General features: G+C 50.6%; 12 protein-coding genes and 1 pseudogene. 6 read left to right on the forward strand and 7 right to left on the reverse strand.

From position 1 onward, the window contains the following. Positions 1-21: 21 nt before the first annotated feature. The 3 genes and pseudogenes from ABC395_RS21910 to ABC395_RS21920 all read right to left on the reverse strand — a co-directional run bounded on the left by ABC395_RS21910 (position 22) and on the right by ABC395_RS21920 (position 5407). Positions 22-1290: a hypothetical protein gene (locus tag ABC395_RS21910; protein WP_413005959.1), complete on the reverse strand. Its 1269-nt coding sequence runs from the start codon at positions 1288-1290 to the stop codon at positions 22-24. 262 nt (positions 1291-1552) lie between these two features. Next, positions 1553-4138: a metallophosphoesterase gene (locus ABC395_RS21915; RefSeq protein WP_413005960.1), complete on the reverse strand. Its 2586-nt coding sequence runs from the start codon at positions 4136-4138 to the stop codon at positions 1553-1555. Between the two features lie 3 nt (positions 4139-4141). After that, positions 4142-5407: pseudogene (locus ABC395_RS21920) on the reverse strand (class I SAM-dependent methyltransferase). A gap of 172 nt (positions 5408-5579) precedes the next feature. On the opposite strand from ABC395_RS21920, the gene ABC395_RS21925 reads away from it, so the two are divergent. The 3 genes from ABC395_RS21925 (at position 5580) to ABC395_RS21935 (ending at position 8788) form a co-directional block, all read left to right on the forward strand. After that, positions 5580-6911, forward strand: coding sequence for a helix-turn-helix transcriptional regulator (locus ABC395_RS21925; protein WP_413005961.1), 1332 nt, complete (start codon positions 5580-5582; stop codon positions 6909-6911). After that, positions 6886-7767: a WYL domain-containing protein gene (locus tag ABC395_RS21930; RefSeq protein WP_413005962.1), complete on the forward strand. Its 882-nt coding sequence runs from the start codon at positions 6886-6888 to the stop codon at positions 7765-7767. Before ABC395_RS21925 ends, ABC395_RS21930 begins: the two co-directional genes overlap by 26 nt. A 289-nt stretch (positions 7768-8056) precedes the next feature. After that, entirely contained in the window at positions 8057-8788 is a 732-nt protein-coding gene (locus ABC395_RS21935; RefSeq protein ID WP_413005963.1) for a class I SAM-dependent methyltransferase, read from the forward strand. A 277-nt stretch (positions 8789-9065) separates the two neighbouring features. Here ABC395_RS21935 and ABC395_RS21940 read toward each other — a convergent pair whose 3' ends face one another. The 3 genes from ABC395_RS21940 to ABC395_RS21950 are packed head-to-tail and all read right to left on the reverse strand — an operon-like array spanning position 9066 to position 12706. Continuing rightward, the gene (locus ABC395_RS21940) at positions 9066-10205 is read right to left on the reverse strand and encodes a glycoside hydrolase family 18 protein (protein ID WP_413005964.1); all 1140 of its coding nucleotides are present in this window, start codon (positions 10203-10205) and stop codon (positions 9066-9068) included. Between the two features lie 2 nt (positions 10206-10207). Next, on the reverse strand, positions 10208-11311 hold the full coding sequence (locus ABC395_RS21945; protein ID WP_413005965.1) for an acyltransferase: 1104 nt from the start codon (positions 11309-11311) through the stop codon (positions 10208-10210). 15 nt (positions 11312-11326) lie between these two features. Continuing rightward, the gene (locus ABC395_RS21950; protein ID WP_413005966.1) at positions 11327-12706 is read right to left on the reverse strand and encodes a glycosyltransferase family 2 protein; all 1380 of its coding nucleotides are present in this window, start codon (positions 12704-12706) and stop codon (positions 11327-11329) included. 572 nt (positions 12707-13278) lie between these two features. On the opposite strand from ABC395_RS21950, the gene ABC395_RS21955 reads away from it, so the two are divergent. From ABC395_RS21955 to ABC395_RS21965, 3 genes are all read left to right on the forward strand, one after another. After that, complete coding sequence (locus tag ABC395_RS21955) at positions 13279-13869, forward strand: DUF1989 domain-containing protein (protein ID WP_413005967.1); 591 nt, start codon at positions 13279-13281, stop codon at positions 13867-13869. A gap of 82 nt (positions 13870-13951) precedes the next feature. Further along, positions 13952-14578, forward strand: coding sequence for a LysE family transporter (locus ABC395_RS21960; RefSeq protein ID WP_413005968.1), 627 nt, complete (start codon positions 13952-13954; stop codon positions 14576-14578). Between the two features lie 94 nt (positions 14579-14672). Then, positions 14673-15437, forward strand: coding sequence for a YqcI/YcgG family protein (locus ABC395_RS21965; RefSeq protein WP_413005969.1), 765 nt, complete (start codon positions 14673-14675; stop codon positions 15435-15437). 56 nt (positions 15438-15493) lie between these two features. Here the strand turns inward: ABC395_RS21965 and ABC395_RS21970 are convergent, their stop codons facing one another. Continuing rightward, a complete protein-coding gene (locus ABC395_RS21970; RefSeq protein ID WP_413005970.1) occupies positions 15494-16150 on the reverse strand; it encodes a spore coat protein in 657 nt (218 codons plus the stop codon). Between the last annotated feature and the right edge of the window lie 47 nt (positions 16151-16197).

Consider the following 16197-nt stretch of genomic DNA (forward strand, 5'->3'; position numbering starts at 1 on the left):
CCTCCCTCTCTTATCCTGTTATTAAAATTTTTTTGGTGAAACTTCATTCCAACCGCTTGGTATATTGAGTTTTATCATTTTTTTGTCACTTTCTTTATCTAACTGTATATCTTTGACTACTATACTGTTAACCAATTTTCCATTTTGGTCATTATCCAAAAGTTTAAGCAGAATACCTGTTTTTGAATCAATCCATAAAGTAAATGTTTTTGAAAGAAGTTTATCTGCCACGTATTGATCATGTGTACCACTAATAATAGTGGCATCTCGACCTAAATATTTATCATAACCAGTTATTTTCGTATTTTCATTTTTTAGCCAAAATGCATAATTCTGCGGCAATAGTACTTCACTTGCTGCATGAGCCGATATAAGATCTTGCCGGTGGAGGTAAACATTTTCTTTGTCCTTATTTTTAAAATGTCTCGCCCCTTCTATCTTTGTCACTTTATCTATTGGTAAAAGACTTTTTTCATATTGCTTTTTATTATGATCTAAATCCAAAATACTTTTACCATCTGAAATTGTTTCATTCACAAGTCCATTTTTAGAGTTGATTTTAACATAGCTATTAGGTTGATTGCCCAGTTGTACATCAAATTGAACATTTTGTTCTTGTTTAATATTTGAAAAAACAATATCAAATGAACCTTTGGCATTTTGAAAATTATCAGTAGCATTAAGCATTTTTTCTTGAATCTTTTGGATTTCAGGATTAGTATGATACGTTTCATCAGCTGCAACTTGGGAGTCAGTAATTTCTTGAGATGCTAACGTATTCACTGAAGTGTCAAAACGAATGTAATCTGCTCCTGTAGATGTATTAGTATTACCATTGTAGTCTTTTTGATTTATACTCAACGTTGCATTATTTAAAAAGACCTTTTTTCCGCCTCCAACATAATTCCAACCGCTACTAGCAGTATTTTGATTAATAGAGCCAACTATCTCGAGGGTTGAATAATTTGTATAGCCAATATAATATCGCGCATTAGTATTGGTAAATTTGGAATTCGCAAGCCATACATAAACAGACGGATATTGATCATTCAAATCGGTAGTAAAGTTCCAATCATAATATCCACTATCGCCATTGGCAGAAATAATTCTATAGTCATTATTCCAATTACCAGCCCCTGTATTTCTAACCCAAGATCCATTAAAATTATTTGTACAACTGTAAGTGGAAGAAGCATCATTATCACAGTAATACGAATTGGCTGATACACTAGTACCAGAAGCTCCTGCTATCATACAAATGCTAGCTAGACTAATTAATTGTTTTTTCATCAATTACACCCTCCAATATTTTAAAAGTAGACCACACAAATAATATAGTAATATTTTACATTTTTGTCAAATAAAACACACTCTTCTCCTATTCTTTGAATCCTTATTTCTAGCTAGTCTTTCTAGACGTAAGTTGATTTGGTCGCTTTAATTTGGTTTCTCATGCCCCTTCCCCCCATACCAAAAACCGCCCTAACGTAAATGTCAGGACGGTTTAAGTGCCTATGTGCGCTACCGGTGCTCTGGGCGCCGAGCAGGCGCTCTACAGCCTCGGGTCGATCTCTTTCTCCTTCGCTACCTCAAACAGCACATTGGCCGCCGCTTCCTTATATCCCTCATGGTCCGGTGCGATATCGCCGTATTTCACGGCAAGCATCTTCTGACCCAGCAGGTATTCGTTCAGCGAAGTCCGCAGCTTAAGCCTGATGTTTTTCTGCTTCATAAGTTTGGCGTATTTGTGCGGAAAGCGGTAGTCGTATCCGTAAACTAGGGTCAAATAATCCCGGCTGCGCACTTTCATGTAAGGCACGGTCTCAGTGCCGGGCAGCTCCGGTTTGATGACGACTCCTTCCATATGAAGACCGGTCGTCAGGCTCTCGAAGTACGCTTCCGCTTTCGGATAGCTTTCCGGATCACTCAAATTCAGCAGCAGAAATTTATCTTCGGACAAAAAGGCGTACATCTCCGACGTCGCAAGCTGCGGGATTTCCTCCTCGCCGTTTTCGTGGATTATTTTGAGGATCGCAAACGGCTTGTATTCCGGCTCGCCGGGTTCTCCGTAAAGCTCCAACTGCCTTTTATACGTGCGGTATGCAGCCTCGTGCTCCTCCAGCGGGACTCTCTTCTCCAGAAGACCGCGCATGTGCTTGTAGTTCTGGTAGACGCTCGCCCCGTATTTTTCGCTTAAGCGGGCCTTTGGCATCGTGAACTGGTCTTTTTCAAAGCCGCTTGCCGCATAGGTTTCCGCTAGTTTGCCAAACGCCTCCTCGAATCCGTTCGCCTTCAAAAAATCCAGCTCCGCTTCCAGCGCCTTCTCGATCGGTCTGAACTGGCGCTCGATAAGCCCTTCGCCCAGCGCATGCCAAGGAAGCAGCTCGCCGTCCAGCAGAAGCACGGCTATTTTATTTTCTTCCATATAAGAACCGAATTTGTCCAGCAAGCTTCTGAAAATACCGCTTAAATCGGCTCCCTTGATCTTGTAGCCGTTCCGACTGACGCCATAGCAATGATCGGGGTCGCGGTGCAAGTAGATCTGGCATCGGGAGCCCATATATTTGGGCTGAAGCACCACTTCATCCACTCCATGATCCGCAAAGTAGCGCAGACCCTGCCTCAGTGATTCCAGTTCGCCGGCAGCTTCGTCTTTGTCCGCGGGAGACATGGTTCCGGAAATGGTGTTGATCCGGTTCCTGGAGCAGTAATGCAGCCTTCTCAGTTCCTCGGCGTCCAAGTCCCCGAGAGTCACTTTGCGCTCTTCCCGGAACAGAACCGGCAGCTCCTCCGGCAGGACCGCCTCTCCGGCGGCGCGCGATTTGAAAAACGGCTTGAACGAAAGGCTTACCGCCGTCAGCTTATTGCCGTTTACGCAGCCGGTGTCCACATGGACCTTGTTTCCGATCCAGAACGCGTTCTTCGCCGCAACGTGTCCGAACACGTGAAACGGATGATTCTTCACGGCCTCTTCTTTGAGGAAAGCGAGCTGCTCCTCGAAAGGCTCTCCACGGTCCAGCCTGAAATTGCGCTGATGACGTGCCGAATTCCCGTCCAGCTTCCCGATATATTTATTGCGGCAAGGCGAATGTGTCACATAGAAAGAGGGACCCCGGGTACCTACCTTCCGGTAAAACGGCTTCGACATTTCGACGAGCTCATTGAATTTCCGCAGCAGCTCGGTATCCTTTCTCAACGTCTCCACGGACGTGAAGTACGATTGAAAAAGCTCTTCCTCGACGCCGCCGATTTCGCCCTTCAAATACTTGTACACGAAGTTTTCGTGGTTGCCGAGGACAAACAAGAAGTGTTCGCGGTTTTCATAAAGGAACTCCACGGTGGCTCTCGTCTGACGGCCTTTATCGATCCAGTCTCCCGTCAGCACGATTTTCGTATGACCCAGCTTATCCGGGAGTTCCAGTGAATTGCCGCTGAACTTGAAGCCGTAATCAAGCAGGAGTCCTTTCAAATCGTCCACGCATTCGTGCACATCCCCGACAATGATGTAGTCGTCTTCCTGCGGAAGTACGGCGGCTAAATATTCCTCAAGGTCCGCAATTTCAACCGTGTAGGCTTCGTTAGCCTTCCCTTCCTCCGGAAAGTAGAAGTCTTTGGCGCGCACCTTATGGATTTTCGTATACCCTTCACGGGAGAGCGAGCCCATCACGTCTTGTTTCAACCGGTTGATATGAGATGTAATCAGCTTTTTGGAGCGTTCCGAGGCGTAATAATCGTGCCGTTTCCGGTAATCGAAGAGGATGACTTCCAGGTTGTAGTTGTTCTCCTTCGCCACCGCGCGGACTTTCTCGCGGAAATCCTCGGCCAGCCCCGTCGTATCGACCACCACAAATTCGGCATTGACGGGAAAAGAGGTCGCCATCTTCAGCCGTTCGAACAAAAACTGAAAAGCCTGGCCGCTGGATTCCAGCATAATCTGGTCGTATTTATCGTAATCGAATCCGAGAATTTCCTGCCGGATACGGTCCGAGGACAAATATTGGATGTTGGCTCTCACGGCTTTGCCGGAAGCTTCGAATTGAAGCCCGGGAATGAGAACTTCTTTGGCAAAAGTCGTCTTGCCGCACTCGGTCGAACCGACCAGCATGAAAATGGTATGGATGCGGGTTTGAATGTGCACGGGTTATGCCTCCTTTTTCGTTAAAATAACGCCCTGTGTCGTACGGATCGAATTGACTCCGTCCCCGATAGCTGCCGGTTCGGCCTGACAGCCTGTCGTCCCGATAAAACCGCCGATCCACTGCCCGAATTCTTTCTCGCCCATCTCCCATTTATGATCGGGATGCCTGTAACCGTCCAGTTCATAGAAGGGATTGAAATCGGCATTAGGCGTCGTAATGATAAACCGGTCGAAATCCACTTCCGTACAAACTTGCAAAATCAGCTCCCGCGCTTCCTCGCGACTCATGTGCTCAATGACCTCCGTCATAATCACATCGACTTTTTCTCCGTTGTACTGGTCGAGGAAATGCCCGATCGAAGGCAGGGTAACGAGATTATCCAGCTCCTTGGCCCGGGCCTTGCGGCGGACCGTTTCCAGCGTTTCTTCATGAATATCCACCGCGTAGTAAGTGTCCTCCAGTTTGGCCGCGAAAGGAATGGCATAGAAACCTTCCCCGCACCCGATATCGAGAATCGCTTTATCAAAAGGAAGCCGCCCGCGGATAAAGGACCGTCTCTGGTGACCGGTCCCTCCGAAATCGAAATCGATGGCGTAGCGGTCCGTTTTTTCCAGTTCTCCCTTATACTTCTTAAAACGCTCACGCGAATTCAGGAAATTCCGCACAAACAGGCTCCGGATATAAAACGGCGCGTCGATCACTTGAACACTCCGGATATATTTCTCGAGCAGAAGATCGGAAATATCGATATATTCGTTGCCGAAGGTGGACAGAAAGAGGCAGAGCACGCTGACGGCATGCAGCAGGTGATACAGGCTGAGACCGGTCGTCACCGTCAGGGAGTAGGTTTTGTGTGCCTGATGGACGATTTCGAATGAAAAATCCGGCAAATGCTTTTCAAAAAAATGAATGTAACGGACCAGCTCGATATGAATCATCGGAATCCGGACGGTATGCGTATATCCTGCTGAATCCCGTTCGTCTCTGATTTTAAGCGGTGCCGTAAAAAATTCGTTCCACGCGTTCAGCGGAAACAGCGGCGTATTGTAGCGGGAAACGTTGAGATATTCAAACTCTTCTTTGTCATGCTGTTTGTACGAGATTTCGTTGTCGGCGTCCTTGAAATACACGTTAAAGGCGGATTCGCCGGTGTACCAGCCGTAAGCCGTGCCTTTGCGGACCGGTCTAATCAGCATCCCGGATTAGGGGTTTTTACGGATGAGATATGAAAACTGCGGATTTGTCGAGCTCAGCTGTACGATAGCCATAACCATCTTCTCCCTGCCTGATTCTTTATACCTTCATTATCGCTCATCCGGCGGCCTCGGAACATGGCGAAAGTATTACGACGCCGGAGAAAAGTTTTCCGTTCCCCCCGCCTCGCGCCTTTGATACAATGAAAAGATGACAGATTTTAGGGCATAGAAACGGGGGAAGACCATGGCCCGCGAAAGCTTCGATAAAGAGATCCAATTCCTTCGCCTGCTTGTTCTGACAAGCGGCGCCTACAGCCGGCAGCAGTTTGCCGAGCGGCTGGGCATTTCCGTACATACTTTCGATAAAACGTTACGGCGGCTGAAAGAAATAGCGAGTACCGTCTCTTATCCCCTGGCCGAAGGACAGGACCGGGAATTCGCGGAGATGCTCCGCTTCAATTACTACGAGTCTTCCGATCCTCTGCTCCTCTTCCTCTACCGGGCGAAATCGATGAAGGAATCCGAGAGCCGGCGTCTGCCCTTCCTGCTGGCGGCCATGCAGGATCGGGACGGGGCCATGTCGGCCGGGGAGCTGATCGACGCATGCTGCGGAGGAATGCCGGACGATGTTCCTCTCCCCGACGAGAAAACGATCCGCTCCGACCTCAAATATTTGGAGGAAGTCGGCGTGATCCGCAAAGAAGGCGGAAGCCGACCTTACCGGTACCGCCTGCACAACGATCTGATCCGGCGGCTGAGCCCGGAGGAGCTTCTGGATCTGTACGATTTCGCCGACGTGATGGCCAATACACGGCTCCCCTCCGTACAGGGCTATCTCCTCCGGGACAGCCTCAAAAAAGCGATCCGGCAGCAGGGGCTGGAAGCGGCGATTGCCGAGCCTTTTTTATACAAATATCACTATTACTCGCGCATTCTGGACGAAGCGCATCTGTTCCCCCTCTTTCAGGCTATCCGGCAGCGGAGGAAGCTGCGGTTTCTGTATTTTTCGCCGAAAACGCACAAAAGCTATGCCTCCCGCAACACGAATCCGCTCTTTGAACGGGAAACGAACGGGAAGCAGTCGCATGTGCTCCCGCTAAAGGTTGTATATGACCATCAATACGGCAGATGGTATCTGCTTGCAAGTGACGCCCGGCAGGGGATCATGAAGTTCCGGATCGAAGGGCTCACCCAGATCGAGGAACAGAACCCCGTCCCGGAAGAAGAGTTCAGGCGCAAGCTCGCGGAACTGGAGGAGAAAACGCGCTACAGCTGGCTCATCGATACTTCCGAACCCGTCAAGGTCCGGGCGCGTTTCTACAGGCCCCTGGATGCGCCGGCCGATTTTATCAAGGAGAGGGTGCTGCTTCAGGGACAGTGGGGAACGATTACCGAAGAGAACGAGGAATCGTTCGTCTACGAAATCACAGTCAACGGATGCACCGAGATCAAACCCTGGCTCCGCAGCTTCGGGTCCAGCTGTGAAGTGCTGGCACCCCGGCAGCTTAGAAAGGAATTCATCGCGGAATGGAAGGAGATTCAAGCCTACTATGAACCTGTTCGAGAAAATCTTTAACTACCAGATGATTTCCCGGCTGGAGGAATCCGGTGTCGTGGCGCTGACCTCCCATGAGCGCACCTGGTTAAAGTCCGCTCTGAAGCATCCCGCTGCGGAAGAAGCTTTTGCAGCCGAAACGCTGGCGAAGCTGCGCAGCCTTCTCGAAGAGGAGCCGGATCTGGGGACGGCTTCCCTCGTTACGGAGAAGGCCAAAAGCCCCGACAGGCAGGTGTACCATACGCTTCTGCGCCCTCTGCGCCGCCTGATGCGGGAACGGCAGGGAATCCGGCTCAGCTACCGGATCCGGAACGGCCGCACGATGGAAAGCCAGTCTGGCATCCCTTACAAGCTGGAATACTCCATGGTGAAGAAAGAATGGTACCTGCTCTGGTACCAATTGCGGAACCGCATGTATATGGCGACCAAGCTCGGCAGCATCCTTGAGCTGGAGGCTGAGGCTCCGGCGGACGGCGTGTATGAGGAGATTACCGCCAAGCTGGATCAAAACACCCTGCTGCGCAAAGAAAGCTCGGTCATCGAGGTCGTCCGCACGTATAACCGTGAGCTGTCCCGGATTTTGTACGCTTTCTCCTGCTTCGAGAAAGAAGTGAACTACGATGACGAGAACGATTTGTACCGGATCCGGCTGACCTATATGAGCGAAGACGCGGAGTACATTTTATCGAAAATCCGATTTCTCGGAATGAGAGTAAAAGTCGTGGAAGGGCGGCATCTGCGGTGGCGGATGGCCGATTCGGCCGCGCGGGCGCTCGCACGCTACGCGGATGAACCGGCGGAACCCGGCGGAATAGCGCCCCCCGAAACGACGGAACAGCATACCGAAGCGCCAAAAGCGCCGGCTCCTGGGAGCTGACGCTTTTTTTGTGTGCGCTATTGCGGTTATTCCTTTCGGCAGCCGGTCAAGAAGAGAATCTCATCGACTACCTGCCGCTTTAGAAAAAAGCCTATTTCTCCGAACGGAGTGCCATGCATCCCCCCTCCCAAGTAACTTTTTTTAAACGATTGTAAGCAAAGAACAATTTAAGGTATAATTTACCATAAAATACTTTTACCGATTCAATTATACGCAAAAAGTTGAAAAAAGTAGGGATTCATCGAGGACGGCCGACATGATTCCAAGCGATAAAAGGATAGGTGAGAAAATGAACGAAACCGTATACAACCCGGACTTTTTCAAATCACAGCAGGACGGGTCAAGAAAATCGGCCATGGAGGTAGTTCCTATTCTCTTGGACCTTATTAATCCGGAATCCGTCATCGACATCGGATGCGGCACGGGCGCCTGGCTTTCCGTATTTAAAGACGGCGGAGTCCGGGAAATCCTGGGGGTAGACGGTGATTATGTGAACGAGGACATGCTCCAAATACCTAAAGAGAATTTTAGAAAACATGATCTTACCACGTTTTTCTCTTCCGGGAAGCAGTTTGATCTTGTCGTTTCCCTGGAGGTGGGTGAGCATCTGCCTCCCGCTTGCGCCGAAACCTTCGTCAATACGCTCGTTACCCACGGCGATGCCGTCTTGTTCTCGGCCGCCATTCCTTACCAGGGAGGCAAGAATCATATCAACGAGCAGTGGCCGGACTACTGGGCCGGGCTTTTCCACAAAAAAGGATTTGCCGCCATCGACTGTATCCGCGGGCGCATCTGGGAAAACGCTCACGTCCAGTGGTGGTACGCGCAAAACACGCTGCTCTACGTGAGAGAAGAAGCTCTGAGCCGGTATGCTTCCCTTCAAGATTACCGCCCTTCAAAATCGGATCAGTTATCGCTTGTTCATCCCCGCTTGTACATGTATCTGGCAAAAGATTTCTTCGGAGACGACGGGTACAAGGACGGCTGTATTACCGGCCGGAAATTTACTCCCCGGATATAGCCTCCGGTTTCCCTTCACCCTCAGCACGGGCTCCCGCACAAAAAAAGGCTGCCTCCTAAGAGACAGCCTTAGCCTGGCGGGCGGAACTCCGATCCGCCCCGGCGGGTGTTTCTGATCGCTATAGCGAAGGAGCCTGCCTTACCCGCCGTACGGACTTGCCGCACGGGAGATTCCGCGCCACGCGCAGTCTCCCAGCGTGCGGTGCCCGGCCATGACGGCGGTCCATGTCCTCTTAATGGAACGCAGCCGCCCGGAAGCCCCGTTGTTCCCACTTTCCCTACTCGTTCAAATGGTCGCCCAGGAACTTCACAAGCCCGTCGTCCGCATCCTGGGAATATTCCCAGACCATGGCGCCGCCCAGATTATGCGCCTTGATATAGGCGATTTTTTCCCGGAGCGCTTCTTTATCCTCGTAAGAGATGAACGTTTTGCCGTCGTACAAATAAGCGGCCTTGGCCTTCTCGTCGAAATACCGTTTGAACCCGTTCTTGTCCATGTATTTCTCCTCGATGGTCTTGTAGCTGAGATCGGTCTTGTCGATGTCGATCGGCTTGCCGGGCGAGAACGCCCCGTCGCTGTCGCTCTTGACGTCTTCCCATCCGTACGAATACGCGGGAACGCCGAGCAGCAGCTTGGCCGGATCGATATGGTGGCTGAGATAGAGCTGGACAATGCTGTCCACGCTGTCTATGGATTTGTTCTCCGCATCTTTGTACAGATTGGAGTTGAGCCCCGTCGTATCCGACCATTTGCCGGTCAGGTCATAGCTCATGACGTTGATGTAATCGACGTATTTTTCCACTTTCTTAACCTCGACGTTCTTGAAGTACCAGTCCTGCGTCCCCGACGCGAAGGTGAGGATATACTTCTTGTTCTTATGCGGAAGCCGGTTCAGCTTCTCTCTCAGTTCCTTCATCAGGTAGGTGAAGTTCTGTGTATCTTCGCTGCGGGATTTCTGCGTGCCCCAGGCATCGGAGGCCGGATATTCCCAGTCGATATCGACGCCGTCCAGACCAAGCTCTTTGACCAGGGCGACTATGTTGTCGGTAAACGTCTGGCGGTTCTCCTGCAGGCTGGCGTCGGAAAAACCGTCCGCCCCGTATCCTCCTACCGCGAGCACTAGGCTCGTTTTGGGGTTGTTTTTTTTGAGTTTTTTGATATTCTCCTTGATTTCGGCATCCGCGGCTTCGTCTTTGTGGAACGCTACCTTGTACTTGTCCCCTATTTGGGCGAAAGCCAGGAACGCGATGTCGATCTTTTTCTCCTCAAAGTTGATTTCGGCCATATTGTCCCCCGTCGGGATGACGTAGACGGAATTGATTTTATGGTCTTTGGCCTGAGTGGTGTTATAAAAGTAAAGGCCCATTCCGGAAATCAGCAGCGCGACGAACAGCTTCGTATACAGGTGTATTTTCATCGTTACCCTTTCCCTCCGAATAAGACATTCGTCACCAGTTTGTTAAGATTGAGGATTTTGACGAGCAGATAGCTGACCACAAAAACCGCGCCGAGGTTAAACAAAAGCGTGACGGTCGTCTCGACCAGACTTCCTTCGACCTCCGTTCTCCGGGAGACCATAATTTCGATAAGCAGGTGAATCAGGTAGATGCTGAAGCTCGCTTTGGAAATGGAGCCCACGAGCCGCTTGACTTTATCGTTGACTCTCGCGTTGATTGCGGCATCCTTTTCTTTGAAAAGAATAAAGAGACCGGCCGCCATAAAGAAAGTCGTGACGGAGTAATTGCCGTAGAACATTTCGTCCAGCACCCCGCTGTACACGGAAGCGAAATACGTGGCCACCGGCGTGAGAAAGAAGGAGACGATTCCCAGATTGAACAGGATGTTTTTCAGCTTGGGCGATATTTCGTAATGGAACAAATAATAGCCGAGGATAAAATAGCCGAGGTACCCCATAAACAACGGAATGTTCATGATGGGCACGTACAGGCTTTCCGATGTAATCCGCAGCACGCTGTCCGTAATGAAGCGGTACGCGATGCTGACGGTAAACCAGAGCAGCAGGTAATACCGCAGCTCCTTCTCGGTGCATGCCTTGACCAAGCGGCTGATGAGCGGCACCGTCAGGTAGATGGCGATGATCGCATAAAGAAACCACAGGTGGATATAGTTGCGGTCCAGCATGAATTTGTAAGCGAAGCTGAGCAGGAATTCCCCCGCTCCCATCGTGCTTTTCTGCAAATAATACTGGGTGAAAATGCTGTAAATGAGGGACCAGCTTACGAGCGAGACGACAAGCGGCATGATGCGCTTCAGGAAGAAAGTTTTGTAGGATTTGACTTCCGACCGCAGAATCATCGCTCCGCTGATCATAAAAAAGACGGGCACCGCGAAACGCGCGGCGGAATTAAACAAGTTGCTCACCCACCAGGAGGCGGTATCGAAATCGTTCGTGCTGGTCAGCAGGGTGGCGGTAATATGTAAAATGATCACGGCGAGAATCGAAAGAATCCGCAGGAGATCGATGTAAATGATCCGGTTCGTTTTGAGCACTGCGTTGTTCATATAAGGTTTCCTCCGTTAGCTCTGGGATAGTGGGGCTGCAGCGGGTGCGGCAGGCGCGGCGGTTACGTTGCGGGAGATAGACGCGATTCCTTTTCTCTCGACATACCCCCAGCCTTCGTCGTTATCGAAGTATTTGAATGTCCCCACAATGTTGATATAGAGCAGCACGTTCCGGTACGTCAGCAGTTCGAGCTGGCTGAAAATAAACATGCGGATGTAGTCTTTGAGCGTGTAGGTGCTCCCGTATTTCTTGCATAGCGCAAGCGCGATGACAATCTGAACGGCGTTAATGAGCAGCGTCGCCGACAGGATAAGCAGCGCCATCCATATACCGTCCCCCGCTATAAGGAGCTGGAACAAATACACGAACGTCGTGAACGCCGTCAGCGTTCCCAGCACAAAACCGTCAATGGCGAAAAACAGCCGGACGCCCAGATTGAACTTGCGGGGCAGGTCCGACCAATAAATGAGGATGCAGTCGACAAAAGCTTTCTGCCAGCGGATCCGCTGTTTGTAAAAGTTCGGCATATTCTCGGGGCATTCCGTATAACAAACGGCCTCGGGGGCGTACACGAGCTTCTTCGAAAGCCCGTTCGCTTTGATGTATTCGTGGATTTTCAGCGTGATGTCGATATCCTCGCCGACTGTGCTCCTGAACCCGTCCACCTGGATGAGCACTTCTTTGTAAAAAGCGCCGAAAGCGCCGGAGATGACCACGATCGAGTTAAGCGCGGATTGGGTAAGTTTTCTGACGTAAAAACCGTGAATATAAGAGATGATCTGACTCTTGATGAGACCTTTGCCGGTGAATCTCTCCTGGATTTGCCCGTCTTTTCTTTCCGCGCCCTGGACAATCTTGACGGTACCGCCAAGCGCCATCACGTCGGGATCGTGGAAATACTGGTTGACGTATTGAAGGGAGCTCGCTTCCAGCATCGAATCGGCATCCAGTGTAATGACGATATCCGAAAGAGCGTAATCGATTCCGGCGTTGAGAGAGTCGGCTTTGCCGCCGTTGTGCTTATCGATGACATACATATGGGGATACTGCCGGGAACGGTAGAAGGCTCTGACCGGCTGATAGGTTAATTCCTGCATGACCTGGCGGTCGTCTTCCTGCAGATCCAGCAGCTCGTGCAGCTTCCGGAGAGTGGCGTCTTTCGACCCGTCGTTGATAATGATGATTTCATGGTTCCGGTACTTCAGGCCCTCCATCGCTTCGATACAATTGCGGATCGTCAGTTCCTCGTTGTAGGCCGGCACAAGGACGGAAATCGATTTTTCCTCCAGACCTTCCTCCAGCTTCTTTACCTTGCTGAACAGCAGCGGAATAAAGGTATACAAGAGCTGAAACGCCAGAAAAACGAGGGTCGTTACGTATAACAGTATCTGCATCTCTCTACTCCTCCTATCTTTTCTCTTTGTCTATAGGTTTCCTCCGGTTAAGGCACGCATTACAGCGTTAAAGGATTTATCCGATAATCTCCTTTCTTCTGGAAATGTAGTTCTTTTTATCTAATTTAGTCTAATCTAGTAGTAGTGTAAAACTCTTACAAGAACCGATAAAGCGAATACATCACACGTTTACTAAAATTTTCCTCCGTTTTGCTTCGATTTTCTAACCCTAATAAGACGATGTTTTAAAATTTTCGCTATTTGTAAAGAAAAAAAGACTCAAAAGCGCTTACTTTGAGTCTTTTAAGGTATTTATTGGATTTTTTATTATAATTATAAATAAAATTTAGTATTCTGTTCGGACGTTCAAAAAATCTACATATATGTCAACTCCTCAAAGCGACCATCTGATAAACGGGGCGCGCCCCCTCGCTCTATAGGCGAAAAAAGGGGCCCGTTTCAACCTTCAGGCGGCTTTTTCATACCGCAGATTGGGGAAAAAACGGCGAATACCTCCGCGGGACCTAAGCCATACTAATAAAATCTTTCCATACAAAGGAGGAGGATCTGTTTTGTCCACGCAAAAATGGCGGATTCCCGCAACCGAAGGGCTCGGGTTCCGGATGCGCAAAGGCCAGACCGTGCGGATTACGGACGTTGAAGGCGAGCAGGTGGCCGATATCGTAGCCTTCCGTGCGGACGATCCCGCGGAGAAGTTTGACCCGACCGTCACAATGGATGCCCTGCGCAAAATGAAAGTGGCCCCCGGCGATATTCTGTATTCCACCCGGTATACGCCGCTGCTCACCATTGTGGCCGATACCGTAGGCCAGCATGATTTTATCAATTCCGCCTGCCGGCCGGAAATGTACGAATTCACGTATCAGAAAAAAGATCATGCGTGCTGTTACCACAACTTGAACGGGGCCATCGCCCGGTTCGGCATCGAACCTCCGGAACAGCATTATCCGTTTAATTTGTTTATGCACACGGTGATTCAGCCGGACGGCTCCATCGAGGTTAAACGGCCGCTCTCCAAGCCCGGCGATTACATCGACCTGCGCGCGGAAACCGACCTATTTGTCGCAATGTCGGCTTGTCCGGCGTCGGAAAGCGTCTGCAACGGTTACGTCTGCACGCCGATCGATGTGGAAATTTTGTAAATTCTTCTAAGCGGGACATCCCCTGAATACAATGACTTGTACGCTTGTACCTGTCATCCATTTCTAAGGGGAGTGTTGCTTTTTGAATGCCTTCTTGACCTACATCGTGCTTGGCATATCGCTGTCCGCGCCCGTAGGCCCCATCAATGCCGCCCAGCTCGAAAAAGGGGTCCGTTTCGGCTTTCTTCACGCCTGGCTGGTCGGAGTGGGCGCGATGTTTGCCGATCTTTTTTACATGCTGCTAATTTATTTCGGCGTTGCCCATTTCCTCGATACCCCCTTTATGAAAACCTTCCTCTGGCTGTTCGGCTGTTTTGTTCTTCTCTATACGGGAATCGTTACCCTCAAAAACCTCAAAATCAGGGAAAACAGCGAGATGCGCGAGTCTCCTTCCGAAATGAGTTCTTTCCGGTCCGGTTTTTTTATGGCGCTTACGAGCCCGCTGACCATTCTTTTCTGGCTGGGTATATACGGCTCCATCCTTGCCCAGAGCTCCCAGAGCCACGGCGCCGGACAAGCGCTTTGGCACAGCCTCGGCATATTTGTCGGCATTATGGTCTGGGACGTCTCGATGGCCCTCATCGCAAGTTCTTTCCACCGGTTCGGCAACCGCCTGATTCTTCAGATCATTTCCCTGCTCGCAGGGATCTCGCTCATCCTGTTCGGACTTTATTTCGGCTATCAGGCTCTTCTGATGCTTGCGGGCTGACCTCAAGCCGTCTCGGATAACACGGTCCGGAGGGCATACACCTATTCCCGTCTGTCTTCATACACTGGTTTGTGTAAAGAGGGAGGGTGTGAAGATGGCAGAGCTTCGCAGCAAGATCTGGTTCGAGGAACACGGGGCGGAGCTTCCGGAATGGCAGCGGACGGCGTTCGGGGAATTCGCCGCGATGATTGCCGGGCCCGGCAGCGAGTATCCGTGTGTACCCGGACACAGAGGCTTCGTCTCGAACAATCTCCGGTACGGCTTTGCACCCGATCCCCGGTCCGACCGGGCCGTTTCGGATACGGCTGAGCTTCTTAACGCATACGGAGAATGTGCGCGTGAAACGGGGAGATATGCCTCGCTCGTTATCTTCTATGAGACGTCCGAGGACTTGAAGAATACGGCGGACGTCCGGGAGTATGAGCTCCTTTTCTGGTCCCTACTCAACCGGCTGCATGACAAAGATCCGGCCCCTTGGCCCGGAGATATCCCGCAGGACCCCCGAATGTCCACGTGGGAATTTTGTTTCGCGGGTCAGCCTTATTTCGCCTTCTGCGCGACACCTGCGCACGGACGACGCAGAAGCCGGCATTTTTCTTCTTTCCTCATCGCTTTCCAGCCCCGCTGGATTTTCGACGAAATTAACGAAACGACCGCATTTGGCCGGAATATCAGCAAAATGATCCGCCAAAAACTTGCGGCCTACGACGATGTACCTGTGCATGCTTCCTTAAAATGGTACGGCCAGCCGGACAATCAGGAGTGGAAACAGTATTTCCTGCGGGACGATGAGACGTCCCCTTCCCGGTGCCCGTTTATGGCGATGAAAAATAAGCTCCAAAAAAATGACCCCTCCTGAACAAAAAAGAAACCCGGTAAGGTTCAAAGAACCGCAACCGGGTTTCTTCTGTATTTTTACTGGTAGCGCGGAGCGAAATTCGCCGGAATGCCTTGATTGCCGATAGGCGATTGCGGGTAGCCCGGCGTCGGTACGAACGTGTTCAGCATACTCTGCATATCGTTTTGTTGAAGCTGAGGCACCTGATAGTACGCATGCTTGTTTTGATACAGGAAAATCTCGTAAGCCAGTTCGACGAAATTCTGAACCTGGGAAGCAAGCACGCGGCGGACGACCGGGTTCGTGACCTCCAGAGCGGACATGGTCAGAAGTGCCGCATGCGTTTTGATCAGTCCGAGCATATGGCCGCTGATTCCCGCGTCCTTCACGTCCGCCAGAGACTGGTTCGGCTTCTTGGGCTGGCTCGGCTTGATGCCGTACTGAATGTTGGTCGGCTGCTGCATCATATACGTGGACGTCTCGTGGCTCGGCTTGCGGCCTGTCGCGAAACATTCCGCGGTGAGGTTGTACTGGGAAAGGATAAAGCTGTACTGGCGGTCAATGATGTCCAGAAGCTCCGGATCTTTGACGAAAGTCCGGAACAGCATAAACTGGTCGAGGACGTTGATCGTGCCGGAAAGCACCTCATGCATGTCGAAAAATTCGTGGCCGCCGTGATTAAAGTTAGGCAATCCTTGCTGGTTTTGATTGTTGAAATAATTTTGCTGCTGCATGTGAAATCCCTCCACTAGGTTGATGGTTAACAACTTGAATAGTTTAG

It is taken from the genome of Paenibacillus canaveralius (assembly GCF_047238265.1).
Taxonomy (GTDB): Bacteria; Bacillota; Bacilli; order Paenibacillales; family NBRC-103111; genus Paenibacillus_F.

What these genes read in the sequence shown, in the direction of transcription:
- ABC395_RS21910 (WP_413005959.1), bottom strand. Translation starts at nt 1,290, where the DNA reads ATGAAAAAACAATTAATTAGTCTAGCTAGCATTTGTATGATAGCAGGA.
- ABC395_RS21945 (WP_413005965.1), bottom strand. Translation starts at nt 11,311, where the DNA reads ATGAACAACGCAGTGCTCAAAACGAACCGGATCATTTACATCGATCTC.
- ABC395_RS21950 (WP_413005966.1), bottom strand. Translation starts at nt 12,706, where the DNA reads ATGCAGATACTGTTATACGTAACGACCCTCGTTTTTCTGGCGTTTCAG.
- ABC395_RS21935 (WP_413005963.1), top strand. Translation starts at nt 8,057, where the DNA reads ATGAACGAAACCGTATACAACCCGGACTTTTTCAAATCACAGCAGGAC.
- ABC395_RS21930 (WP_413005962.1), top strand. Translation starts at nt 6,886, where the DNA reads ATGAACCTGTTCGAGAAAATCTTTAACTACCAGATGATTTCCCGGCTG.
- ABC395_RS21940 (WP_413005964.1), bottom strand. Translation starts at nt 10,205, where the DNA reads ATGAAAATACACCTGTATACGAAGCTGTTCGTCGCGCTGCTGATTTCC.
- ABC395_RS21965 (WP_413005969.1), top strand. Translation starts at nt 14,673, where the DNA reads ATGGCAGAGCTTCGCAGCAAGATCTGGTTCGAGGAACACGGGGCGGAG.
- ABC395_RS21970 (WP_413005970.1), bottom strand. Translation starts at nt 16,150, where the DNA reads ATGCAGCAGCAAAATTATTTCAACAATCAAAACCAGCAAGGATTGCCT.
- ABC395_RS21925 (WP_413005961.1), top strand. Translation starts at nt 5,580, where the DNA reads ATGGCCCGCGAAAGCTTCGATAAAGAGATCCAATTCCTTCGCCTGCTT.